Source organism: Chryseobacterium vrystaatense, assembly GCF_000737765.1.
Taxonomy (GTDB): domain Bacteria; phylum Bacteroidota; class Bacteroidia; order Flavobacteriales; family Weeksellaceae; genus Chryseobacterium; species Chryseobacterium vrystaatense.
This window is the reverse complement of record NZ_JPRI01000002.1, coordinates 495,154-518,594: the sequence shown is the minus strand read 5'-3', so window position 1 is coordinate 518,594 and position 23,441 is coordinate 495,154. Positions and strand designations below refer to the sequence as shown.

The 23,441-nt window shown below is 37.1% G+C and carries 21 protein-coding genes; 9 read left to right on the top strand and 12 right to left on the bottom strand.

Going from position 1 to position 23,441, the window contains the following annotated elements:
- Positions 1–303 precede the first annotated feature (303 nt).
- A complete protein-coding gene (locus tag IW16_RS07910; RefSeq protein WP_051890008.1) occupies positions 304–1,971 on the bottom strand; it encodes a GLPGLI family protein in 1,668 nt (555 codons plus the stop codon).
- A gap of 206 nt (positions 1,972–2,177) precedes the next feature.
- Positions 2,178–3,383 (bottom strand): RsmB/NOP family class I SAM-dependent RNA methyltransferase, encoded by a 1,206-nt coding sequence (locus IW16_RS07905; RefSeq protein ID WP_034741880.1) that lies wholly within the window; start codon positions 3,381–3,383, stop codon positions 2,178–2,180.
- A 315-nt stretch (positions 3,384–3,698) separates the two neighbouring features.
- Here IW16_RS07905 and IW16_RS07900 point away from each other — a divergent pair, with 315 nt between their 5' ends.
- Positions 3,699–4,043, top strand: coding sequence for a zinc ribbon domain-containing protein YjdM (locus IW16_RS07900; RefSeq protein ID WP_034741877.1), 345 nt, complete (start codon positions 3,699–3,701; stop codon positions 4,041–4,043).
- A gap of 289 nt (positions 4,044–4,332) precedes the next feature.
- Here the strand turns inward: IW16_RS07900 and IW16_RS07895 are convergent, their stop codons facing one another.
- Entirely contained in the window at positions 4,333–5,268 is a 936-nt protein-coding gene (locus tag IW16_RS07895; RefSeq protein ID WP_034741874.1) for a sulfate/molybdate ABC transporter ATP-binding protein, read from the bottom strand.
- Between the two features lie 75 nt (positions 5,269–5,343).
- Between IW16_RS07895 and IW16_RS07890 the strand changes: the two genes are divergently transcribed.
- Both IW16_RS07890 and IW16_RS07885 read left to right on the top strand, forming a co-directional pair.
- The gene (locus IW16_RS07890) at positions 5,344–6,003 is read left to right on the top strand and encodes a YceI family protein (protein ID WP_034741871.1); all 660 of its coding nucleotides are present in this window, start codon (positions 5,344–5,346) and stop codon (positions 6,001–6,003) included.
- 126 nt (positions 6,004–6,129) lie between these two features.
- Positions 6,130–7,140: a phenylalanine--tRNA ligase subunit alpha gene (locus tag IW16_RS07885; RefSeq protein WP_034741869.1), complete on the top strand. Its 1,011-nt coding sequence runs from the start codon at positions 6,130–6,132 to the stop codon at positions 7,138–7,140.
- Positions 7,141–7,385: 245 nt separating this feature from the next.
- Here IW16_RS07885 and IW16_RS07880 read toward each other — a convergent pair whose 3' ends face one another.
- On the bottom strand, positions 7,386–8,156 hold the full coding sequence (locus IW16_RS07880) for a DUF3108 domain-containing protein (protein WP_034741867.1): 771 nt from the start codon (positions 8,154–8,156) through the stop codon (positions 7,386–7,388).
- 157 nt (positions 8,157–8,313) lie between these two features.
- Between IW16_RS07880 and IW16_RS07875 the strand changes: the two genes are divergently transcribed.
- The gene (locus tag IW16_RS07875; RefSeq protein ID WP_034741864.1) at positions 8,314–9,369 is read left to right on the top strand and encodes an NAD(P)/FAD-dependent oxidoreductase; all 1,056 of its coding nucleotides are present in this window, start codon (positions 8,314–8,316) and stop codon (positions 9,367–9,369) included.
- A 12-nt stretch (positions 9,370–9,381) separates the two neighbouring features.
- Positions 9,382–9,711 carry a 2Fe-2S iron-sulfur cluster-binding family protein gene (locus IW16_RS07870; protein ID WP_034741861.1) on the top strand — a complete coding sequence of 110 codons (330 nt, stop codon included), beginning with the start codon at positions 9,382–9,384 and terminating at the stop codon, positions 9,709–9,711.
- Positions 9,712–9,766: 55 nt separating this feature from the next.
- Here the strand turns inward: IW16_RS07870 and IW16_RS07865 are convergent, their stop codons facing one another.
- From IW16_RS07865 to IW16_RS07845, 5 genes are all read right to left on the bottom strand, one after another.
- Positions 9,767–10,312, bottom strand: coding sequence for a hypothetical protein (locus IW16_RS07865; RefSeq protein ID WP_034741858.1), 546 nt, complete (start codon positions 10,310–10,312; stop codon positions 9,767–9,769).
- Between the two features lie 3 nt (positions 10,313–10,315).
- Positions 10,316–10,897 (bottom strand): LOG family protein, encoded by a 582-nt coding sequence (locus tag IW16_RS07860; protein ID WP_034741855.1) that lies wholly within the window; start codon positions 10,895–10,897, stop codon positions 10,316–10,318.
- 151 nt (positions 10,898–11,048) lie between these two features.
- A complete protein-coding gene (locus IW16_RS07855; protein ID WP_034742753.1) occupies positions 11,049–12,491 on the bottom strand; it encodes an aminoacyl-histidine dipeptidase in 1,443 nt (480 codons plus the stop codon).
- A gap of 109 nt (positions 12,492–12,600) precedes the next feature.
- Complete coding sequence (locus IW16_RS07850; RefSeq protein ID WP_034741852.1) at positions 12,601–13,092, bottom strand: hypothetical protein; 492 nt, start codon at positions 13,090–13,092, stop codon at positions 12,601–12,603.
- Positions 13,093–13,113: 21 nt separating this feature from the next.
- Entirely contained in the window at positions 13,114–13,719 is a 606-nt protein-coding gene (locus IW16_RS07845) for an LURP-one-related/scramblase family protein (protein ID WP_034741850.1), read from the bottom strand.
- 405 nt (positions 13,720–14,124) lie between these two features.
- Between IW16_RS07845 and recR the strand changes: the two genes are divergently transcribed.
- Entirely contained in the window at positions 14,125–14,736 is a 612-nt protein-coding gene (gene recR, locus IW16_RS07840; protein WP_034741848.1) for a recombination mediator RecR, read from the top strand.
- Between the two features lie 2 nt (positions 14,737–14,738).
- On the top strand, positions 14,739–15,572 hold the full coding sequence (locus tag IW16_RS07835) for a glycosyltransferase family 2 protein (protein ID WP_034741845.1): 834 nt from the start codon (positions 14,739–14,741) through the stop codon (positions 15,570–15,572).
- A gap of 51 nt (positions 15,573–15,623) precedes the next feature.
- Here the strand turns inward: IW16_RS07835 and secG are convergent, their stop codons facing one another.
- The 3 genes from secG to IW16_RS07820 form a co-directional block, all read right to left on the bottom strand.
- The gene (gene secG / locus IW16_RS07830) at positions 15,624–15,977 is read right to left on the bottom strand and encodes a preprotein translocase subunit SecG (protein ID WP_034741842.1); all 354 of its coding nucleotides are present in this window, start codon (positions 15,975–15,977) and stop codon (positions 15,624–15,626) included.
- Positions 15,978–16,109: 132 nt separating this feature from the next.
- Positions 16,110–18,155: a M16 family metallopeptidase gene (locus IW16_RS07825; protein ID WP_034741839.1), complete on the bottom strand. Its 2,046-nt coding sequence runs from the start codon at positions 18,153–18,155 to the stop codon at positions 16,110–16,112.
- Positions 18,156–18,207: 52 nt separating this feature from the next.
- Positions 18,208–19,521 (bottom strand): M16 family metallopeptidase, encoded by a 1,314-nt coding sequence (locus IW16_RS07820; RefSeq protein ID WP_034741836.1) that lies wholly within the window; start codon positions 19,519–19,521, stop codon positions 18,208–18,210.
- Positions 19,522–19,628: 107 nt separating this feature from the next.
- Between IW16_RS07820 and IW16_RS27175 the strand changes: the two genes are divergently transcribed.
- Positions 19,629–20,711 carry a hypothetical protein gene (locus IW16_RS27175; protein ID WP_034741834.1) on the top strand — a complete coding sequence of 361 codons (1,083 nt, stop codon included), beginning with the start codon at positions 19,629–19,631 and terminating at the stop codon, positions 20,709–20,711.
- Positions 20,712–20,828: 117 nt separating this feature from the next.
- The gene (locus IW16_RS07810; RefSeq protein WP_034741832.1) at positions 20,829–23,159 is read left to right on the top strand and encodes an ATP-dependent helicase; all 2,331 of its coding nucleotides are present in this window, start codon (positions 20,829–20,831) and stop codon (positions 23,157–23,159) included.
- Positions 23,160–23,441 lie beyond the last annotated feature (282 nt).

Genomic DNA, 23,441 nt, shown 5'->3' with positions numbered 1-23,441 from the left:
AGCAAAATTAGCTTTGATGTTTAAAAATAACAATAAAAAATCAATAAAAGTTAATATTATTAACTTAATAATTCTTTTTAAAGAAAAATATTAACTATTTGGTCCAAAAACGGCGTATTTAATTAATATTTTTCGTTACGAAAAATAGGACCTTATATTCTATACAAAATTAAAATGAAATAATTAATAATATATGGTAATTTATTATATGAATTTTAGCGCTTACTTTGTGGCTCGAAATAATTTTTTTTCATCATTTGTGTTTTTACCTTCTTGCAATTCTCTTTGCAAGAAGGTTTTGTTTTATTGGGACCCTAAGAGTACGCCTGAAACATTCCATGAACTGAAACTTGTGCCTTCTGATGCTCCCTGCGGGATTTTCACCTGTATCGTATGCTGGCCTGCTTTTAAATCTCCGAGTGGTATGAAATTCGGGTTGGTCACTGTTCCGGGACACCAGTTGGACCTGCTGAGGTCTGATGATGAAAGACCATCAGGAAAGTTTCCGGAAGCAGGATTGTAGAGGCGGTAAGAACCACAATCTGACCTCCATGGAACAAAAGAAAACGTCATTTTTCCATCTAAAAATACAGAATTGGCTTTGGGAACAAATTCATCGCCGTTTTCCCACCCTCCGTGTCCGGTAGTGATGTATCTCAATTGAGCATTTTTCAGATCTTTTTCTAAGGTAAATTCTACAAAAAGACCCTTATCCTGATTAAACATTGTTGAATAATCCTGACCTGCCATTTCCATAATATTTAAGGTATTGAAAAGAGGAATTACTGTATTGTTTTTATAAACGGTTTGACCGCTTTTATGGACGGTAATCTCCAGACTTATCTTATGGCCGCCCTGATCATAGTTCCCAATGAAAGCTCCTACCCAAAGCTCCTTTTCAGAAAGCGATGGTTTTAATTCTGTAATATCCTGCCGGTACGGGTTTATAGTCTGCCAGTCTTTTCCTTTCAGCTGGATATGGTTGAATTTCTGAATTCCGAAAGCAGTAAAAAACCGCATCATTTCTATGGCAGGACTGTAATTTTGTGTAGCTGCCACACCATAATACTGCTTTCCGTTTCCGTTATCATAAGCAGGAAGTGTTTTAACTCCTTTTTCCAATCCGTCAAAAAACGATGAGGCTTTATCCTGTGGGATAAAGAATATGGTTCCTGTTCTGTCATAGGCATCACCGTTGGATTGCTGTTTTACTTCAACAAAAATATTATCGCCTTCTTTAATGATTGGAAATTTTATTTTTTTAAGAATAATGGTCCCGTTAGCGAACTTCCTGACATTTTCACTTGATTTTGATTCGTCTGAAAAATTGACCGTTTCGTTTTCAAAAACCTTCAAGGTAGTAAAACGGCTTTTCCAAAGGAGATCCTTATAACCCAGAAGGTCGGTAGACTGTATTGAACCTTTTATGATATGATCAATATCTGTTTTTTTTTCTTTCTTAATGGAGCTTGCCGTGATCAGTGAGTTTTTATTTCTTTCGATTTCTAAAACAAAACCTAAATTCTGTCCGAGCACAGAAGGCCCGCCCTTGATCTTCAGATCATTGGTGTACCAGATTTCTATTGTATTGGAATTGATCTTTGTAACTGCTTTCTTACAGCTGTAGCCCAGAATTTTTTTTGTTTCATTGGTTAATTCGAAGGTCTGTTTTCCTATGGATTCTGTGTCTGAAGATGATATAATTTCTTCAGGCTTCAGAAAAGCATAAGATACAACTGTATTGGATGGTTTTTCGATCTTGGTAATTTCAAATGGATAATCACTTTTCTGTTCACGGATTGTATTGTTCAGAATGAAATTATCTTTCCCGTCTGCCAAGACAAGAGTAGGGGATTGCTCTGTAAGAACTTTTCCATTGTAAGAACTGATGTATTGAATCTCATAGGTCTGTGCGTATGTAACAACACATAACAGTAAGGTAAAGAAGTTGAATAGAATTTTTTTATGCATATAGAACGGTTTTCCACAAAGATAAAATCCATGATCAAATTCTGCGGGAGATGAAACGGTTTTAGTAGAATCTAATAAGTAGGGATTACCAATGCATATGTTACAGATATTGGTAATATGCTGTTGTAAAATTCATTTAATTGAAAATTTTAAATAAAAAAAGCTGCTCTAAAAGAGCAGCTGTATATTTTTATAGTTGGTTCTGATTAAGAAACTCTTTCGATCAGTGCCATATAGAATCCATCGTAACCGTGACTAGGCATTACTTTTTCATCTTTAACCAGCTTATAACCTGAATTGGTTTTCAAAAATTCTTCTACCTGTAAATTATTTTCAGATGGTAAGATAGAACAAGTTGCGTACACCAATTTCCCACCTACTTTAAGCATTTTTGAATAATCCTGAAGGATCTGCTGCTGTTCTTTTTTAATTCTGTCGATAAAATCCTGGTCGATCTTCCATTTACTGTCTGGGTTTCTCTTTAAAACACCAAGTCCTGAACAGGGTGCATCAATAAGAAGTCTGTCTACTTTATCATGAAGACGCTTGATCACTTTATTATCAGAGATCATTCGGGTTTCTATATTGTGTGCGCCTGCTCTTTTTGCACGACGTTTCAGCTCAGCCAGTTTCCATTCAAAAATATCTAAAGCGACAATCTGTCCCTTATTTCCCATCAATGCAGCTAAGTGAAGTGTTTTCCCACCCGCACCTGCGCATGCATCCACAACTCTCTGTCCTTCCTTTACATCAAGGAAATATCCTATCTTCTGTGAGGAAGCATCCTGAACTTCAAACAGACCTTCTTTAAATGCCGTAGTAAGGAAAACATTCTTCTTTTCTTCCAGTTGTACGGCATCAGGATAGTTTTTTACTGTGTAAGCCACAACACCCTCATCAGAAAGATCAGAAATAAGTTCTTTGGGAGTTGTTTTCAGGCTGTTTGCTCTTAATACAGTAGGAGCCTTCTCATTTAAAGCGTACATTTCCTTTTCCCAACCCGGACCTAATTCTTTTTCCAAAGTTTCAGCTAACCATTCCGGAATAGAATGTTCGATAGCTTTCGTAGGAACTGTATTCTTTTTAAGTTTGGTAAGAATATCTGCGATTTTAATTCCGTCAAATTCTTCAAACTTTTTATAATTGGTCTTGCTCCAAAGCAGGTACGCAATCATCAGTTTATAAATATTGGTAGGTTTTACCCCTTCACCCATATAATATTCAAGACGTTTTTTCCAGCGGATAATATTGTAGAAAATCTCAGAAACAACGGCTCTGTCCTGGCTTCCCCATTTTCTGTGGGCTTTTAAAAGTCTTTCGATCACCTTATCGGCGTATTTGTTCTTCTCGAAAAATGTTTCCTGTAAAGCATCGTGAATTCCGATCGCTAAGTTTCTGTGAATAAGTTCCATAAATTTGCTACGCTGTTTGAATCTGCAAAAGTACGAATTATAGTTGAGAGTTGGAGGGACGGATTGGTGAGTTTGAGTGTCGAAGCATTTTAGCGTGGGGTTAAGGTTGGAGAATAGCAGAGTTTGGGGGAGTTATAGGGTTTCGGAATACGAGGTGCGGGGTCAAAAATTGTTAATCTATTATTCAAAATTTAGCATTGACATCTTTCCATTCCAGTCTTAACACCGGTCTCATGTCTGGGGTCTGAAATCTGAAATCTAAGATCTGAAATTCCGGTTTATCCCAAAAATCCTACCTTTGCAAAAATCAAAAATATGAGTGATACTGTACTTTGCCCGAAATGCAGCTCTGAATTTACCTATCCAAGTGATAATATGATGACATGTTCTCAGTGTTTCTATGAATGGAGTCCTGAGGAAACGGCTGCTGAAACAGCTAACGAAGGAAAAATATTAGATTCCAACGGAAATGAGCTTCATGACGGAGATTCTGTAGTAGTGATTAAAGACCTTCCTGTAAAAGGAGCTCCAAAACCTGTAAAAGCGGGTACTAAAGTGAAAAATATACGTTTAAGACCAGACAGCGATCATAACATCGATTGTAAAATTGATGGTTTCGGGTCTATGGCTTTGAAATCAGAATTTGTGAAGAAGGCTTAAGATCATAAAAAAAGGAAAAGATTGGACAGTGTAATCTTTCAAAGACTTAATTGCAGGGAGGTGCTAATGTCCGTCTTAGGGCAGAAAGAGAATTAACCAAAAATTTCCTTATGCTGTGGAAATACAAATGTAAGAAAAAGTTTCAGACGGTTTCTTGGATTTGTATTTTTTTTTATCCACATATTAACAATAAGTGTAAGTGAATGTATGAGTTATGAATTGGGGATGATGGATTATTCCGAATGATAAGACAGTCTTCGTAAGATAATAGATCTGCTTATTTATGATCTCAAATAAATGAAATTTTAATGTTTCCTTCTATTTTTTCATCTGTATATATATAAAGCTCCTTTCCTTTTACCTTCAACTTATTCCAATAGTGATTTCCGGCAAACCTGCTTTCAAGAATATCAGCTTCAATGCCTGTGTCGGAAATTTTTATTTCCTTAGGGTAGTATGAAAATTTCGGGAGTTGAAATGATGCTTTTTCTTCTTCGCTGAAAATATTAACCTCACCAAAAAGTTGGGCAACATAAGAATTATAAGGATGTCGGTACGTTTGTTCGGGGCTGTCATTCTGAATCAGTCTACCGTCCTTTAGGATAACGATCTGATCAAGCCACGGCATGATATCCTGCAGTTCATGGGTCGATATGATCAGAGAAATCTGATGCTGTTTTACATACCTGAAGAGTCTTTCACGAAGTTCTATTTTTCTTGGAAAATCCAGATTACTGAAAGGCTCGTCTAAAATAAGAAGCTTGGGTAATACAGAAAGGGCTCTGGCTATAGCAACACGCTGCTGCTGGCCGCCACTTAAATATTTAGGAAGTATATGAGCAAATTCCTGTAGTCCCACCACTTCCAGAAGCTCCATTACAGTTGCTTTTTTTTGAGCTAAATTGATATTGGAAATAAATTTACCTACATTTTCGGCGACGGTGGCGTAGGGCATCAGATCAAAATTCTGGGCTACGAGTTTCATCTCTGCTTCTCCGGGAACCAGATTTCCTTTAGGGCCCAAAAGCCGTGTTCCGTTAAAAATAATATCACCGCTTTTCCAATCCAAAAGCCCATAAATCAGGTTAAGAAGTGTAGATTTTCCACATCCGCTTTCTCCTGCCAGTGCTATAATCCTGCCTTCTTCAAACCCCAAATTAAGGTTTTGAAACAGGGGTTTGTCTTGGGTGTGGGAAAAGTATAAATTGTTTATTTCTAAAAGCATAATACAAATGTAAGGTTTTTATAAAAAAATAAAATTTTTTATTATATTAGCGGAAGTAATAAAAATATATCAAAAATGAGAAAAAAACTGTTTTCTTTAGCTATCCCTGCTTTATTTTTGGCTGCTGTAATGGTTTCTTGTAAAAAAGACAAACCGGTTACCAGTGAAAGTAATGAGGTGGCAACTACAAAAGACGGGAACCAGTATACACTGGATACTTTGAACAGTAAAGTGGAGTGGAAAGGATATAAAGTATTCAAGTCTGAAAGTACAAGCCATTTCGGAACCATCAAGTTTGAAAGTGGTGATGTAACGGTAAAAGACGGAAAGCTTGAAAGCGGAAAATTTGTTGCTGATATGAATTCTCTTACCTCTGTAGATCTGAAGGATGATGCTGAGCAGTTAGGAAAACTCAATGGTCATCTTAAGAGCGGTGATTTCTTTGAAGTGGAAAAATTTCCGACAGCTTCATTTGAGGTAACAAAAGTTACCCCCGCTACAGAAGGAGATTACAATACGCTGCTTGATGGTAATTTAACAATCAAAGGAATTTCAAAACCGGTTCAGTTTAAAGCTAATGTTTCTGTGAAAGATGGAGAGGTAAGTGTAGCTACTGAGCCTAAAGATATTAAAAGAGAAGAGTTTGGTGTGAAATTCCAGGCTCCTGCTGAAAACGGGGTGATCAAGGATGAGGTGACTCTTCAGATCAACGTTAAAGCTTTAGAAAAGAAATAATTTTTTTATTTAAGTGAAATAAGTGATTGAAGTCTGCCTCCCATAAAGGGGCAGATTTTTTTATCACAAATTCATTATTAAACTTAAAAAACGTATTTTTGCAAAACATTTTGAAAGGGTAAAACAATGATAGAAAAGATAGAAGAACTACTTACCGAAGTAAACGGCTTCAATGCTACGTCTAAAGAGGAAATTGAAAACTTCCGAATTAAGTATAATGGTAAAAAAGGTGTTCTGAACGATTTTTTTGAAAAATTTAAAGAAGTTCCAAACGACCAGAAAAAAGAATTCGGACAGAAAATCAATTCTTTAAAACAAGCTGTTGCTGGAAAATTAGAAGATCTTAAAGATGCTTCCCAGTCTGCTATTATTACAGAAAAAGAAGATCTTACAAGACCGGCTTTTCCATTGGATCTTGGATCAAGACATCCGATCAATCTGGTGAAAAACAGAATTATTGAGATTTTCAAATCAATAGGTTTTGCAGTAGCTGACGGTCCTGAAATAGAGGACGACTGGCACAACTTTACCGCGCTTAATCTTCCTGAGTACCATCCGGCAAGAGATATGCAGGATACTTTCTTTATTGAGCAGAACCCTGATATTCTTTTAAGAACACATACATCTTCCGTACAGATCCGTTATATGGAAGAAAACCAGCCGCCGATCAGGATTCTTTCTCCGGGAAGAGTATTCCGGAATGAGGCTATCTCTTCACGCTCGCACTGTATTTTCCATCAGATCGAAGGATTGTATATTGATGAGAATGTAAGTTTTGCTGATCTTAAGCAGACGATCCAGTTCTTTACGACTGAACTTTTCGGAAAATCTAAGATCAGAATGAGACCTTCTTATTTCCCGTTTACAGAGCCAAGTGCTGAGATTGATGTATATTGGGGATTAAACTCTGAAACAGATTACAGAATCACAAAAGGAACAGGGTGGTTAGAAATTATGGGTTGTGGGATGGTAGATCCTGCCGTATTGAAGAATGTAAATATAGACTCTGAGAAATATTCAGGATATGCATTCGGAATGGGTATTGAGAGAATTACCATGCTTCTTTACCAAATGAGTGATATCAGAATGTTCTTTGAAAATGATATAAGAACCTTGGAGCAATTCAAGACATTATAAAAAAACAAACCTCCGGAGCTCCGGAGGTTTTTGTTTTTAATTACTGACCTTAGAAACAAAACGTAATTAAAAACGATTTTATTGAAAAATTTACAACGTGTATTGTGATATTAAAAGTATCGTTATGCTTTCTGTTATTAATAAGACAACCGAAAGTGATAAGGTATTACATCTGTAAATAAAAAAATACCGGCACGTTATGTTGCCGGTATTTTTATAAAATTAAAAAGACTAACTATTTCTTTTTACTTAATATATTTTAAAGGATATTTTACATTCTTAAGATCATCAATACTTGCTTTTAAAGAACCCACGGCCAGTTCAGCCTGCAAAAGCATAGGGATATGGTTGGCATCATTAGTTACCCACATGGTTACTCCTTCTTTTTCTTTGAACACTCTTCCGCTTTTTACAGATGGAATAATTTTCAGACAGTTGATGGTTCCGAATTTAGTTTTCAGATCTTCCATCCCTGTTACTTTTAGCTGAAAAGGAAACATTTCGTCATCAATCCATACATTCATATTGATAACTGTGCCTACTTTCAGTTCGCTTGTACTTTTGCTTCTCAGGTAATAGAAGCAGGAAAGCATATCCTGAACTCCTTTCACCGATTTAATCACCTTTGAGCCATTGGCAGGTGTTTTCTTATCGGTTAAGATCAGTGTATTGTTATCGTGGTTGAAAACCGTTTCAAAATGCTGGCGATAGCTTCCTTCCCGCACATTTCTAACATAAAAGCTTGGAAGGCCGGTTTCTGTGTTGATAAAGCTTTCATATAAATCTTCTACTTTAAAGAATGCTTTTACAGCACCTGTAGTCTTTCCGGTACCTTTAACATACAGGTGCGGAACACCCATATAATTGGTCTTTTTAGTAGTAAGATTTGCGGTTCCGGCATTCAGGATTCCATAGTGGATTCTGAATGTAATAGATTCACCGTCAGCAACATTGTCGATCTGAGCGTAGCTCAGCAGGAATGTAAATATTGCAAAAAAGCTTAAAATTTTCTTCATGGTATGACATTTAACAAAAACACTGCCAAATTTAAGATTCTTATTTACTGAGCAGGATTTGATAAATCTCAGGTTTTTATTTAGAATCAATTAAATATGCTTCGCATTAAAATTAGTAAATTTGCAGTTACATGTATAATTAAATTATCTTTTTATTATGATAACCACTGATATATTGATCATAGGAGCCGGACCTACCGGGCTTTTTGCTGTTTTTGAAGCAGGTTTATTAAAAATGAAGTGTCACATTATTGATGCACTTCCACAGCCAGGAGGACAGCTAGCGGAGCTTTATCCTAAAAAACCTATTTTCGATATTCCTGGATATCCTTCTGTAAATGCAGGAGAATTAGTGGATAATTTGATGGAGCAGATCAAACAGTTTCAACCAGGATTTACTTTAGGAGAAACTGCAGTTTCATACACAAAGGTGGATGATGAATGGTTTGAGGTAATTACCAACAAAGGAACCGTTCACAGATGTAAAGCCATTGCTATTGCAGGAGGATTGGGAACTTTTGAACCTAGAAAACCTACTTTCGAGAATGTGGCGGACTATGAAGAGAAAGGTCTTGAATATTTTGTGAAAGAACCTGAGCATTTCAGAAACAAAAAAGTAGTGATCGCCGGAGGTGGTGATTCTGCTTTGGACTGGAGTGTTTTCCTTTCCAATGTTGCGAGTGAGGTCACTTTGATCCACAGAAGAAATGAGTTCAGAGGAGCTTTGGATTCTGTAGAGAAAGTTCAGGATCTTAAAAACCAGGGGAAAATTAAATTAATTACGCCTGCAGAAGTGACCGGTATCAAAGGTGATGGAAAAGTAGAATCGATTACAGTAGAAATTGAGGGGCAGGACGCTTTCGACATTGAAACTGATTATTTCATTCCTTTATTCGGACTGACTCCAAAATTGGGTGAGATCGGAAATTGGGGACTGAATATCGAAAAAAATGCGATCGTCGTAAACAATGCACTGGATTATCAGACGAACATCGATGGGATCTATGCCATTGGAGATATCAACACTTATCCAGGTAAATTAAAGCTGATTCTTTGTGGTTTCCACGAAGCCACTCTGATGTGTCAGAGTGTTTACAACAGACTGAATCCAGGTAAGAAATTTGTACTTAAATATACGACAGTAAGCGGTGTAGATGGATTTGACGGCAGCCGTAAAGAAGCAGAAAAGGCAGTTGTGAAAAAAATTGACTAATTTTGCATTATTATGTCAGATATTAATATTAAGATCACCGATCGGGAAGGGGTAACCCATGATGTTGTAGCACCTACAGATATGTCTATGAACCTGATGGAGATCATCCGTTCTTATGAATTGGCGGAAGAAGGAACTATCGGAGTTTGTGGAGGAATGGCGATGTGCGCCTCATGTCAGGTATATGTGATCAATGATCCGGGCTTAGAATCTATGGGAGATGAAGAAGATGCCATGCTGGCGGAAGCTTACCATGTAAAAGAAAACAGCAGACTGGGATGCCAGCTGCATATGATGGATTCCATGGAAGGTCTTGAAGTGGCAATTGCTCCTTATCCTTAAAATATTTAAATTTAAGTTAATATAAAAACCGCCCGGAAATTTCTGGGCGGTTTTGCTATAGATTGAATAAGGTAATAAGCTCGTTATACAGTTGATTTAAATATTCTGTATTCGGTGAGCAGTTACCATTATCAATTTCTAAATATTGATCTTTTTGCAAGGCAAAGACCATTATCCCTCCTCCATCTGAGCATATTGGGTCATCATTGTAATCAGTTTTTTCCCATAAATTATTCTTTGTTATTAATGTTGAGAATCTGTTAAACTGTTCATTGGTAAGTTTCTTCTCTTTTAATATTTCAACTCTTGGCTCCTGATATTCTCCTGTTTTCTGGTTGTAGCTACCTTTGTAAATTTTTTTCTTTACAATCGTTTTTATCTTTCCTTTTTTTTCAATCCGAATAAGATCATCTTCCTTAAACGCAGACCATTTGAAAAACTGATAAATTACGTCATCATTTTTAAGTTTCGAGCTGTTTATGCATTTTAATGGTTTTTCTTTTAGATGGTTAGAAAAATAATGACAAAGTTCTTCATCCTTATTCTGAGAATATAAATTACATGCTACTAATATTATAAAAAGTAAAAGAAGCTTTTTCATAGCTTATGTCTTATCTTTCGAAATCCATTTCGCTACAGTAGGCGCCTCATAATTCCTCATTTTTTCCAAAAGCTCCTCAATATTAGCACTGATCAAAAGCATATCACTATTCACTTGCTTTAAAAATCCCTTATCAACCATAGTCTGTACCAATCTGATCAGATCATCATAAAAACCGTCAATATTCAAGATTCCGATTGGTTTTTTATGAAGTCCGAGCTGGCCCCAGGTAATCATTTCAAAAAACTCTTCCAGCGTTCCATAGCCGCCGGGAAGAACGATGATCCCATCACACAGATCACTCATCTTTGTTTTACGTTCGTGCATGGTTTCTACGAGGATCAGTTCTGTCAGATTTTTGTGGGCAATTTCTTTAGACTGCAGGAAATAGGGAAGGACTCCTGTAACCTTTCCTCCTTCGCTTAAAGCGCCGTTTGCAACGGTTCCCATCAAACCTGTGTCTGAACCGCCGTAGACCAATTCTATATGTTGTTTTGCCAGCGTTTGGCCAAGCAGGAAGGTCTGTTCTTTAAAAATATCCTCTGTGCCGAAACTTGAGCCGCAGAATACTGTTATACTTTTCATTATTGTAAATGTTATTAAATCATTTTTGAAACTTTCAGACCAATAAATTTATTAATTGAAGTTAAGAGAAATACCAAAACCCTTAATGGTCCAAATTAAAAATATCCAAAATCAAAAGACTTTGGATATTCAATATAGCAATTTTATTGTCTTATTTTAAAGGAATATTCGCCAAAATCTCTTTAGTGAAACTCCAGAACTTCTGAGCGGAAGAAATATTGGCTCTTTCGTCAGGAGAGTGGGCTCCTCTGATGGTAGGTCCGAAACTTACCATTTCCATTTCTGGATAATTAGCTCCGATGATACCACATTCTAAGCCTGCGTGACAAGCAACTACGTGAGGTTTCTCACCAAATTTTTCTGTATAGATTTTTTCCATCAGCTGTACGATCTCAGAACCTGGTTTTGGTTTCCATCCCGGATACGAACCGCTGAATTCAACATTCATTCCAGCTAGCTCAGCGACAGATTTCAACTGTTCTGCAACTGAATATTTAGAAGAGTCCACAGATGATCTGGTAAGGTTTAAGATTTTAAGTTCTCCACCTTTTAATTCCACTCTGGCAACGTTGTTGGAAGCTTCTACAAGATCTTTTACGTCCGGACTCATTCTGTAAACTCCATTGTGAAGTGATTTCAGAGTAAGAATAATCTTCTTTGAATCTTCTTCAGAAACCGCTTTGTCAGATGTAGTAAAGTTTTCAATATTGATTTGTAAACCAGGTTCTACTGTAGCAAATTCTTCTAAAATTTCTTTTTTAAGAGCTGTTGCTGCTTCAATAAATTCCTGAGCATTTCTTACGGAAACCAATGCTGAACCTTCTCTTGGAATAGCATTTCTTAATCCACCTCCGTCTACAGCTACCAGTTGAATGTTTTGATTCGATAAGCCTGTATAAAGAAGTCTTCCTAAAATAATATTGGAATTTCCAAATCCTTTGTGGATATCCATTCCTGAATGCCCTCCCTGAAGACCTTTCACTTCAATTCTTACAATCTGTCCTTTCGCAGCTTCTGTTCCATAATTTTGAGTAATGGTAACATCTACACCTCCTGCACAACCGATATCAATCTCATCATCTTCTTCTGTATCAAGATTTAAAAGGATTTCCCCTGTAAGCTGTCCCGGTTTTAACCCTAGAGCACCGGTCATTCCCGTTTCTTCATCAATCGTGAAAAGTGCTTCCAAAGCCGGGTGAGGAATATCTGAACTTTCGAGGATAGACATAATCGTTGCTACTCCTAAACCGTTATCGGCACCTAAAGTAGTTCCTTTTGCCTTTACCCAATCTCCGTCGATCTCCATTTTGATCCCTTCTGTTTCGAAATCAAAATTAACATCATTATTCTTCTGGCATACCATGTCAAGGTGTGACTGCAGTACGATAGATTTACGGTTTTCCATGCCTGCGGTAGCCGGCTTTTTGATAATAACGTTTCCAACTTCGTCTACCGTTGTTTCCAACCCCAGGTTTTCACCAAATCCTTTGATGAAGGCAATGACTCTTTCTTCTTTTTTAGACGGTCTTGGAACTGCATTTAATTTGGAGAAATTCTTCCAGATAATCTGCGGTTCTATATTAGATAATTCCATGAAATTTTTATTTGTATCAAAATTACAAAATAAAAAATGCTTCCGTGAATCCGGAAGCATTTTTTATAAGGAGTTTAAGGGTAAAATTTAATTTTTGCCCTTTCTTTTTTTAACATCCACATTCCCCGTAAATAGGTATTGTTTCTACGGTACCGTCTGGTTTTTCAATCGTTAAAGTACCTTCGAACAGTAAAGCCTCTTCGTGTTTTATTTTTTTACCTTTTACAGAGATCTTGTAGTTGTCACTTTCAATTTCTTTTGTCAGTTCCTCATCAACTTCCATATCACTGGAAGAAATAAGATTCATAGCCAATCTTTTGCCGTCAAGTTTCATATAAGCAGTTTTTCCGGCATCATCAGCATAGATGTATTTCTCTGCCTCAAAATCAGCTTTATTTCTGGCAAAGTAGCAAGAACATTCTTTGATTTCTTTTGGAAAAGGAATGATATCTACCAATACTTTTCCTGATGTTGGATCTGTTTTTACAGAATCTTTAACAATATTTACAGAATCTGCTGAAGTTTTGCCATGAACGGTTTCTTTATCTTTTTTACACGCGGTCAATAGAAGCGCTGAAAAGAAAATGATTAGATATTTCATTGTCTGCGGGTTTTAATTTTTTTAGCCTCTTGCTCTTTCCAAAAGAACCATCATCAATAATGATAAAATTACTAAACTTTCGTCTTCGTCGTTAATATCGATCATTCTGTCAAGCTGGAATCTTCTTCCAAAGAAAGACGGCATTTTTTTAAGTTTAAAATATTCCTTTCCGTCTACACCTCTTACAGTATAAGCAGGGTTAAGAAAATAGCCTGTAAACATACCTATTAATGGAATCTCACTGACCATTCCATCAAAGAATTTTGTCCATGCATTATCTTCTGTAATGGTAAATTTGGGTTGGTCGTTTGAATCCAGAATGTCATAGGTAGATTTCCAGATAGAACGCATTCCTTTTCTGGCCAGTCTTCCGTAATTTTTGTTATCGGTAAGATCATTTAAAGAATAAGAAGCATTGAAATCGATCCACTGATTAGCTTTGATTCTGAAAAGTTCTGCAGTTTTGCTTTCGTCATTAAAAACAATAACATCTTCTTTTAGTTTGAACATTTTCTGACGAACATAGGCTACATAGCTTCCGTTTTTGTCAGTAATATTGAAGTCACTCGCTAAAGTGGAAATTTTAAATTTGAAATCTAGAGGATAATTTAGATTTTTAAGTACCATTTAGTATATTTTTTTCATATTAAGACCCAAAGATAGAGGTTTTTTTTAGAATCAGGTGGTAAGATGTGAGATGCAAGACACAGATTTCAGACTTAAAAGTTTCTTAATAGCAATATGGATTGTCAATTGTGAATTTTGCTTCGTAGCAGAAGGGGGAAAGACTAGATTCAGGAAGCAAAAGTGAAGAGCCGGGAACCGTGATTTTTTGATGCCGATAGCAGACATCAGATTTCAGCTGAGAATAGGGCTAAAGTGAATAGGGTTGGATAGAGAGGCTTATTTTGAGAGTATTCCCAAATTCCCGAAATTTAAAAATTCTACGACGCTCTAACCTGCATAACAGCTTTTTCACCTTCACCCCGAACCTAACGTCAACTTTCAACAATATTCCTTATTTTTGTACCTATGGATTATCCTAGTAAAGTTTTAGCAAAAGCGGTAGACGAAATTTCAGGACTGCCTGGAATTGGCAGAAAAACAGCTTTGAGGTTAGCCTTACATTTGTTAAAACAACCCAGTTCAAGAGCCGTAAGTCTTGGGAACTCATTAATCAACCTTGTTAACGAAATAAAGTACTGTAAAGAATGTCATAATTTTTCAGATTTTGAGGTGTGTGAGATCTGCAGTAACGAAAAAAGAAACAGCGAACTGATCTGTATCGTTGAAGATGTGCGTGATGTGATCGCCATTGAAAACACAGGGAAGTTTACTGGAAAATACCTGATTTTAGGAGGAAAGATATCACCGATGGAAGGGGTAGGACCCAATCAGCTGAATATCCCGAGTATTGAAAGAAAAGTAAAAGAGGGCGGAGTGAAAGAATTTATTTTTGCATTAAGCGCTACCATGGAAGGAGATACTACCGCCTATTATATCTACAAAAAATTTAAAAACTTTGATGTGAATTTTTCGAGTATTGCCCGGGGAATCTCAGTGGGAGATGAATTGGAGTATGCCGATGAAGTCTCTTTAGGAAGATCAATCATTAACAGGTTGCCCTACAACGAAAAGGATTAAATATGAAGCTGTCGATAATTATTGTCAACTATAATGTGACCAGGTTGTTGAGAAACTGCCTTTTGTCTATTCAGAAATATACAGAGGGAGAGAATTATGAAGTGATTGTTATAGATAACGCATCTACGGATGCTTCATGGAGTGATCTTATCCCTGAATTCCCGAAGGTACATTTTATATCTTCTGAACATAATGAGGGTTTTGCCATAGCCAACAATAAAGCGATAAAAACAGCAGCCGGAGAATATGTCCTGCTTCTCAATCCGGATACTGAACTTGAAGGGTTTTATCTGAAAGACATTCTTGATTTTGCAGATTCCAGAGAGAATTTCGGATGTTTGGGAGTAAGAATGCACGATGCTCAAGGTATTTTCTTACCCGAAAGCAAACGTTCTGTACCGGACATGTTCAATTCTTTTGAAAAGCTGTTTACAAACTTAAAAAGAAGCAATTCAAAATCGTACTACAGAAGTGATATTGAAGAAAATGCTGTTGAAGAAGTAGATGTTGTTACCGGAGCATTTTTGTTGATCAAAAGGGATATTTATGAAAAGATCGGAGGTTTGGATGAAACGTATTTTATGTACGGAGAAGATATTGACCTTTGCTATACCCTTTTGAGAACCGGCTATAAAAATTATTATTACGGAAAAGCCTCACTTCTTCATCATAAGGGGGAAAGTACGATTAAAGATGAGGTATATCTCGATAGGTTTTATGGGGCTATGCAGATCTTTATTGATAAATACTACAGAGAATCTAAGCCCATGCAGTATTCATTCTTAAAAGCAGGGCTTAAACTTCGTCATAAGATTGAGAAGATTAAACTAAAATAAAAAAGCAGTTCAATTTGAACTGCTTTTGTTTTATATAAGATAGGTCTTTTATTATTTAGCCGGAGCTTCAGGTACCTGAGCCGGTGTAGTGGTCGTAGCTGCCGGAGCAGACTGCTTAGTAGCCGGAGCTTCTTTCTTTACCGGTTGCTGTGCCGGAGCTGCTGCTGTAGGCTTACCTGTGATCACAACGCTTATAAGGATAAGAACGATGATTACTGCGCCAAGAGTCCATGTTGCTTTTTCCATGAAATCATTGGTTCTTTGTACTCCAAACTGTGCAGGTGATGCACCTCCGAAAGTACTGGAAAGGCCTCCTCCTTTAGGATTTTGAGCCATAACGATGATTACCAATAAGATGCTGGCAATCATTACAAGAACCATCAATAGTGTAAATATAGTATCCATTAATTCTGATATCTTTTTGAATGGGCAAATTTAATCTTTTTTTACCGAATGACAAAGAAGATCGCGGTAAATGTTAGTAAAAATAAAAACGGCAGCGTCTGCTGCCGTTTTTTCTATAATAAAAGGGTATTTTTATTTAAAATCAGAATCTTTAGCCTGGTTCACTTCGTATGACTTTACGGTCATCGTCATGTCCATGCCCATTTGATTGATCGTGATTGTAAATGGCATTTTCACTCCATTCACGTCTTTGTAATTAGCAAAGGTTGTAGGTATCGTAATTTCCTGTCCCTGTGCTTTTACCGTTTTTGTTTCACCTGTTTTTAAACCGGTGCTTACACTGTAGTAATAAGCTGCATCATTTCTTTTAATCACATAAGAATCTTCACCGTTGATTTTTTCAATTCCTGCGAGTTTATAATCCTGCGATTTTGCAAAACCAAGTTCTTCAAAAAGATCAGTATTTTTCAGTTTTTCCGCAATTTGCTCAGGCTTCATGTCAACTTTTTGGCCCATCTGCTCAGAGTATCCCTGTTTTCCGTCAAAGATCTGCTTCTGAACAACCTGTCCCATAGCGGTAATGGTTGTAGATTCTTTACCACCCTCAGCTTTTACAATTTTGAAATCAATATTTTGTCCCTGCATTGCCATAGAAGCAGTCATTGTATAAGACGAAATTTTGGCAATATTGGCTTTACCTCCGATGGCAGTGATGTATTTATCAGCAATGGAGGCTACGCTTACCTGAGCATCGACTTTTTGTACCGTTGGTTTGGCAACAGGATTGGCCTGCTTATCAAAATACTTGACAGGATATCCTAATTTTTCCAGTCCCTCAGAAATATCAGAAGCTTTACCAGCGATGAAAATTCTGCTTTGGTTAGGAAGAATAGTAGCTTTTACTGCAGTAGAAATATCAGCGGCAGTTACTTTATCAATTGACTTTAAATAATTCGTGTAGAAATCAGAAGGCAGATCCTGAACCTTTTGATTCAATGCAAATTTGGCAATTGTTTCAGGCTTCTCTAAAGACATAATGAAAGAGCCTTTCAGTTTAGCCTTAGCATTTTCAAGTTCTTCCGGTTTTACGGTAGAAATAGCATTAAGCTCATTCATGAATTCTTTAACTGCTTTATCCGTAACTTCATTTCTTACACTTGCACTGGCAGAAAAATCTGAAGAATACTTATCTGCACTCATGCTGGAGTAGGCTCCGTATGTGAATCCGTTTTTCTCACGAAGATTCATGAAGAGTCTCGCTTCACCACCTCCGCCTAAGATATAGTTGGCCATAGTAGCCGCGAAGTAGTTTGGATCTTTCATTTTAAGATTGTTCAGATTATTCACTGAAACTACAGATTGTACAGCAGAAGGTACATCTACAATGTTAATTTCAGTCTTCGCAACATTAGCTGAAGGCTCCAGAGGAACGATGGGGGTATTTGCTTTTTTCCATCCACTGAAAGCTTTTTCAACCAGTGATTTTACCTGGTCAAATTTCACATCTCCCACAATCACTAAATAAGCATTGTCAGGAGCGTAATACTTTTTATAAACGTTTTGTACGTCAGCCAGCTGGATTTTATTGATAGATTCCTCTGTTTCGAACTCACCTCTTGCTGTATTTTTACCATACATTAATGCATTGGAAACTTTTGAAGCAATTGCAGAAGCATTTTTTTCTCCGGCTTTCAATCCTTCCAAAGCTCTTTCCTTTGAATTCTGAACTTCTTCAGCAGAGAATTTAGGATTGATGATCGCATCTGCCATCAGACCCAATACCTCAGGAAAATATTTTGAAAGGGAATTTGAGAAAGCACCATTGGAAGAAAAATTTAAATTAGCTCCCAGATAATCTACTTTTTTATTAAAATCATCTTTACTTAGATTGGTAGTACCGTTTTCAAACTGTTCAGCCATGATAGAGCTTACTCCGGTTACGCTTCCTTCGTTGAATGGAGGTCTGTCCATAGAAAGAGTCGTATTGACTCTGGGTAATTTATTGTTTTCCACAACCATTACCGTAAGTCCGTTGCTCAGTTGGAAAGTTTTTGGTTTGGCAATGTTGATCGCAGGAGTAGGTCCCGGTTTCGGCATTGCATTAAGGTCGATTTTTTGTGCTGAAATCGTTCCTGCGAAAAAAAACGCTGCAGCTATATATGTTAATTGCTTTTTCATTTGTAAAAATTTAATTTTTAATAATCATCTCTAAACCTAAAAGGTGAAATGATTACTTTTTCTCAGGAACGTAATTAATGATTACTCTTTGATTGGAATTCAAATATTTCTTAGCTGCGTTCTGCAGATCCTGTCTTGTAATGGATCTGTAGATGTCAATTTCCTTATTGATCAAATTGGTGTTACCCATCAATACGTGGTTGGTTGCCAGTGAAGCAGCAATTCCCTGAATGCTTGAATTGGCATTCACAAACTGATTCTCATACTGGTTTTGAAGTTTTTGATAATCTTCCTCAGAGATCAGGCCTGTCTGAATTTTTTTGATCTCTGCATCAATGTCAGCCTGTAAAGTCTGTTTTGTAGTCTGTCCCATAGGGATCGCGAAGAATGCAAAAATACTGTAATCTTCAAGCCCCTGATTGAAAGCCTGTACAGCAAGTGCTTTTTTATCCTGATCCACTAATTTTTTATATAAAACAGACGATTTACCATTGCTCAGATAAGAAGATAGCATATCGAGAACATAAGCATCTTTTTCTTTATTAGCCGGAGTTCTGTATGCAAAAATATAGGCAGGAAGCTGAATGTTAGGATCTGTAGCTGTTACTTCTTTTTCCTGAGTGATAGGCGCATCTTTTGGGAAATCTTTAGGATAAAGTGTTCCTTTTTGAATTCCTCCGTAATATTCCTGAATCCATTTTTTGGTCTGCTCAGGTTTGATATCTCCTGCCACTACTAATGTAGCGTTGTTTGGAATATAGTATTTTTTATAAAAAGCCTGAAACTCTTCAAGTTTTGCAGAGTTAAGATCTTCCATAGATCCAATCGTAGGCCAGTTGTACGGGTGGTTGGTGAATAGATTTTTCTGAATCGTTGGGAAAAGGTTTCCATAAGGCTGGTTGTCCATTCTTAATCTTTTTTCCTCTTTTACAACCTCTCTCTGGGTATCTACACCCACCTGATTGATGACAGCGTGACGCATTCTTTCAGCTTCCATCCATAGGCCAAGCTGCTCGTTGTTGGAAGGGAAAGTTTCATAATAATATGTCCGGTCATTTGTTGTGTTAGCGTTATTTTGACCTCCGTTTGAAGAAACGATTTTGAACCATTCACCTCTTTTGATGTTGGGTGTTCCTTCAAATAAAAGATGTTCGAAGAAGTGGGCAAAACCTGTTCTTCCCTTTACTTCATCCTTAGCACCAACATGGTACATTACCCCTGTAGTAACTACCGGTGCAGAATTGTCCTGATGAAGGATTACGTGAAGGCCGTTTGGCAGGTCATACTCTTCGAATTTAATTTGCTGTGCATTCAGTACCATTCCGAAGAAAGATGCCGCCGCAACAGAAAGAAGTCGCTTTTTCATAAAGTAGAAATTGTTTTGCATATTAGTAGAGAAAACAGAGTATTTGTTACATATTTTCTGTAGATGTTTTTGAATTTTATTTATTTGTAAAACTTTATAAACCCTACATGAAAATTTGGTATACACTGCTTTTTCTTTTCTCATTTTTTCTGGTGCAGGCACAGGAAATTATTGATAAGGATGCATTGGGGAAATGCAGAAAAGAATTGAATAAAAAGACCTGTCTTTCGGATGAAGACGGGGATAGAATTCTTTTTTATCTGGATCGGTGTCCCAAAGAAAAAGGGTCTGTTGAAAATAACGGATGCCCATGGCCTGATGAGGATAACGACGGGATTATAGATAAGGAAGATTACTGTCCCGATCTGACTGGTCCGGTTGAAAACAATGGGTGCCCTCTGGTGGATACGGATGGAGATGGGATTTTCGATAAAGATGACGCCTGTCCCACACAGCCGGGGATGGTTGAAAACCTTGGTTGCCCACTAAAGAAAAGAGATTGCGGGGATCTATATGAACGCGAAAAAGCCCGGTATGAGAAAGATATTGAGCAGCTTAAAGATATGAATTTCGACAGCCTTTTTGATGCCATTTGTGGAGATCCGGATTTTAAAACATTCTTTTTGCTGCCTAAAAAAGTTCTTTTTCTTAGAAATTCTACCATTGGGGGTGGACCTGAATGCGGAAATGATGCATATTATGACTGTAAACATTTTGAAAAACGTATAGGTTCGGAGGTGTTGAATAAGTTTTGGAATAAAAATAATTTTGCCAAATTCAGAAAGAAAACAGGAAACGGAATTATTATTCCGGTATCGACTTTGTTTGGCGGGGGAGAACTTTTTTTTGGCTGGGAAAATGATGAAAATAATTTTTTTGTGAGTACAGGAAACCCATCTTTTTATAAAGGAAAAATTACGGATGACGGTAGGGAAAACAATTTTTATTATGTTTCACCTCAAAAGCCGCTTAAAGATTTGGCCTTGATCAGAAAAGACAATAAATTTACTGATCTCCTGGAAGTGAGTTTTGGAATTTCTATAATGCCAAAATATGATTCTGATGCTCATTTAGGTTTTCTTATAAGACTTGATTTTTCAAACCCAAAATCCGGATACTTTTCGCAGCCTGCAAAATATTATCAATATAAAAACGGAAAATGGACAGTGACGAAAAATTTTAATGATTAAAAATATTCTGATCCGGCAGAATACCCCTCTTAATTTTTTTACTTTCTATAAATTAAACTCATAATTTGAATTGTCCTTTGAATACATTAATTTTGTGTTCCCAAAATTTTTTGCAGTATGGATTATCTGAAAGGACTCAATGAATCACAATATGAAGCCGTTACCTCTCTACAGGGACCTTTGATGGTACTTGCTGGAGCCGGTTCCGGAAAAACGCGTGTGTTGACCATGCGTATTGCCCACCTGATCCACAACGGAGTGGACCCTTTCAATATCCTGGCCCTGACGTTTACCAATAAAGCCGCCCGCGAAATGAAAGACCGTATCGCAAAAGTGGTAGGGGACAGCAATGCAAGAAGCTTATGGATGGGAACTTTTCACTCGGTATTTGCAAGGATTCTGAGAATTGAAGGCCATTATCTTGGATATCCATCCAATTTTACAATCTATGACATGCAGGATGCCCTGAACGTGATCAGAAAAGTAATCAAAGACATGAATATTGATGCCGATCTTTATAAACCTAAAAAAGTTCAGGCAAGAATTTCAACCTATAAAAATAACCTGATCACGGTAAAAGCTTATTTCAACAATCCGGAACTGATGGAAGCGGATGAAAAAGCAAATATGAAATTCATCGGACAGATCTACCAGAAGTATGTGGAAGCATGTTTCAAAAACGGAGCCATGGATTTTGATGATTTATTGTTAAAAACCAATGAATTACTGACGCGTTTTCCTGAGGTTTTAGCCAAATATCAGGACAGATTCAGATATATCATGGTCGATGAGTACCAGGATACCAACCATTCCCAGTATCTTATCGTAAAGGCACTGGCCTCAAAATTTGAGAATATCTGCGTGGTAGGAGATGATGCACAGTCCATCTATTCCTTCCGTGGTGCCAATATTTATAACATCTTAAACTTTAAAAAAGATTATCCTGACGCAATCACAGTTTCTCTTGAACAGAACTATCGTTCAACTCAGAATATTGTGAATGCAGCCAATGTTGTTATTTCAAAAAACCTTCAGCAGTTCAAGAAAAATGTTTTCAGTGACAACGAAGAAGGAGATAAAATCAAAATATACCGTTCACTTTCCGATGCCGATGAAGCCAATTTCGTAGCCGGAAATATCTGGGAGCTCAGAAATACCGATCAGAGAAAGTACAGCGATTTTGCCATTTTATACAGAACCAACTCACAGACCAGAGCGTTTGAAGATGCACTGAGACGTAAAAATATTCCCTATAAAGTTTACGGAGGACTTTCTTTCTATCAGAGAAAAGAAGTAAAAGACCTGATTGCTTATCTGCGTCTTCTGATTAATGAAAATGATTCTGAAGCCCTCATGAGAATCATCAATTATCCTACAAGAGGAATTGGAGAAACCACACAGAATAAACTGATCGTTTTTGCAGATGCCCATAATGTAACCATCTCACAGGTACTGGATAATCTGCCGATGTATGCTCCTCAACTGGGTCTGAATAATGGTGTTCTAACCAAACTGAATGATTTCTGGTCCATGATCAAAGCCTTCCAGGTATTGCTGAAAACCGATACGGCTTACAGTGTTGCAATGGAAGTGGCCAAACGAAGCGGTTTGATCAAGTTCTTAAAAGATGATCAGACTCCGGAAGGAATTTCACGTGTGGAAAACGTTCAGGAATTGATGAACTCTATGCAGGGATTCATTGAGGAACAGATTCAGCTTGAAGACGGAGATCCAAGTCTTCCGAATTTCCTTGAGAATATTGCGCTTTCTGCAGATACTCAGGATAAGAATTTAGAAGAAGATATGGTTTCTTTAATGACGATTCACCTTTCAAAAGGTCTTGAATTTCCGGTGGTACATCTTGTGGGTCTTGAAGAAAACCTTTTTCCGAGCTTTATGAGTTCCGCGACAAGAGAAGATCTGGAAGAAGAACGACGTTTGTTTTATGTAGCATTGACAAGAGCTGAAAAACAGGTCTTTTTCTCTTATGCTGTTTCCCGCTTCCAATGGGGGAAAATCACGGATGCAGAACCATCAAGATTCTTAAGTGAAATTGATGAACAGTATATTGAATTCCTAAATCCTGCTTTGGAAAAGAGATTTATCAATAATACGGGGATCAAATCTAATATTTTTGATGAACATCCTTCCGAGCAGCAAGCCTTCAGGAGAGTTGAAAAGAAAACAATTGAGAGAGGAGACAGTTCAAAACCTGCACCTGAAGTCCGAAAACTAAAACCTGTAAGTACAGCGAAAATCATCAATCCGAGCGGAGCTTCTTCCCAGGATATTGAGGTAGGAGATAAGGTAAGACACGACCGTTTCGGAATTGGAGAAGTTTCTTTCCTGGATGGTACAGATCCTCAGAACATCAAAGCAAAAGTAGTCTTTATTCATGAAGGAGAAAAGAACCTCATCCTGAAGTATGCCAAGCTTACGAAGATATAGCAGTAATTATTCAGCCTTAGAAACTGATCGTAATATTCTTATAACGGATTCCATTGGGGGATCCGTTTTTTTATGAGTAATTATCTGATAACAAAAGAAGGCAAAGCCAATCGTCCATTTGCATCTTTAAAATAAAAGAGAGACCTGTTCTGTTTAAAAAGATTTCAATAATCCCCCTTTGTCTATCCGTCTGATATAAATACATTGAAAAAAGAATCTTAACTTTATAGAGGGGAACGATCACGTATTTTGATAAAATTAAAGTCTATTGATTTTGTAGAC